The organism is Luteimonas lutimaris (assembly GCF_039537065.1).
GTDB classification, from domain to species: domain Bacteria; phylum Pseudomonadota; class Gammaproteobacteria; order Xanthomonadales; family Xanthomonadaceae; genus Luteimonas; species Luteimonas lutimaris.
This window is the reverse complement of record NZ_BAAAZU010000019.1, coordinates 1-2,039: the sequence shown is the minus strand read 5'-3', so window position 1 is coordinate 2,039 and position 2,039 is coordinate 1. Positions and strand designations below refer to the sequence as shown.

Below are 2,039 nucleotides of genomic sequence, written 5' to 3'. Positions count from 1 at the left end.
GGTGTCGGAACTGGCGGCGGACCTGCGCGCGTGGCGGTCGGGACGGCCGGTGGCGGCGCGGCGGGGCGGCAGTGGCTACCGCTTCAGGCGGCTGGTGATGCGGCACAAGCTGGCTACCGGACTGGTGGTGGCGCTGGCGGCCAGCCTGGCGGCAGGGATCGTCGGGTTCGCCTGGCAGGCCGGGCATGCCAGGCAGCAGGCGGTACGTGCCACGCAGGAAGCGGAGCATGCCAGGCTCGCCGCGGATGCGGCCAACGCGCAGACGGAATTCCTGCGCGAACTGCTGCGTGCCTTCACCCCCAGCAACACGGAGCTTGCCAGGCTCGACCGGGACACGATCCTCAAGGAGGCCGTCAAGCGTGCGGAGCGGCGGCTGGAGGGGTACCCGGATGTCCTGGCGAGCGTGAAGCTGCAGGTCGCCGACACCTACATGATCATGCAGAAGTATGAGCAGGCTGGCGTCCTGCTCGATCAGGTCGCCGCGGACCTCGAGGGACTGGAAGGCGATCACCACCGGATCAGCGGCCGGATCCACCTGGCCCGTGCCAACGGCATGAGCCACAGTTCTTCGCAGCCGGAAGCCCAGAAGGCCGCCCTCGCGCACTATCGCGCGGCGCTGTCGCTGCTCGACCCCGTCAGCGATACCGACGTCTGGCGAATGGCGAAACGCCACTATTCCGCGTTCCAGCTCAGGCAGGCGCGGCCCGAAGAAGGACTGCGGGAAGCGGAGGAGGGTGCGGCGACCTGCGAGCCGGACAGCGCCGACTTCGAGTGCATCATGCTGCTGCGGCAGCGTGCGGCCGCACTGCAGTCCCTGAGCCGGCCAGCCGAATCGCTGCCGCTGTACGAGCAGGTCGTGGACAGCCTGCAGGCGCACTTCCCCGAGAACGAGTACCTGCTGTTCCGGATCGGGATCGAACTGGCGAGGGTCTACACCCAGTCCGGCCGCTACGACGACGCGCAACGCCTGTACGCCCAGTCGCTGGAGGTGCATGGACGGCTTCGCGACAGCCCCACCACTGCGTCGATCCGGGCGCTGAGCGGGCGCGCGATGGCATTGATGAGGTTGGGGCGTTTCGACGAGGCGCTCGCGTCCGCATCCGAGGCGCTGGCGCAGGCCGAGGCGACCCTGGGCAAGGATTCGACGGAAGTGGCGAACCGGGCCGAAGACCTGGGCCAGGTCTACGCCGCAATGGGGAACCTGCCCAAGGCCATCGAACTCAACAAGCTCGGACTCGACACGCTCAGGCGCGTCCTCGGACCGGGCGACCATCTGAACATCGCGATACTGCTGGGGCGGCGGGCGACGCTGCTGAGCAACGCCGGCGACCCGGCCCGCGCGCTGCCCCTGCATCGCATCGCCAACGAGGGCATGGCGCGTACGCTGGGAACCGAGTCCCGGCGCTATGCGCTGCGCATGTCGAGGACGGCGCGCACGGAACTCGCGCTGGGCATGCTGGGCGATGCCAGGACGCATTTCGACGAGGCGATGCGGATCTACCGCAAGCTTGCGGTGGACAACGATTCCGCGCCGTCGTACATCCTCGCCAACCGTGCGCTGGTGCGCCTGGCGCAGGGCGAGCGCGAACAGGCGCGGGCCGATGTCATGGAGGGCTGGCATGGCGTGGTCGCCGCGACCATGGAATCCGATGCGAGGGCGATGAGGGCGTTGCTGTGGGCGCTGCAGATGCACTGCGCCGCACCCGCGTCGCAGGACTGCGGTGCGCTGGAGGAAGCCGCTGGGCGGCTGCTGGCGTCGGATGCAACGCTGCCGCCGGTAGAGAAGGACAAGCTGGAAACCTTCATGGCGGGGCGCTGAGCTCATGTTGCCAGTTGCCGTTGGCGCGCATCGAATGCGCCCTGCCCACGATGCAAATGGGGCCGTCGGGACACGTCGTGCGCCGATGCCCGGTACGTTGCATGGATCGAGGTCGATATGAGTACTCCTCCCACTTCCGACGACTCCGCGACCTGGCAGGCCGCACTGGCGTTGACGGAAGAACTGCTTGAGTTGCCCGAAGGCGAGCGGGACGCGGCGC

General features: G+C 68.7%; 1 protein-coding gene. It reads left to right on the top strand.

Annotated features, from left to right (window positions below; all coding sequences use genetic code 11):
- Positions 1 to 1,819: tetratricopeptide repeat protein (locus tag ABD679_RS11210; protein WP_344760071.1), on the top strand; the 1,819-nt coding region annotated here is incomplete at its 5' end.
- Positions 1,820 to 2,039 lie beyond the last annotated feature (220 nt).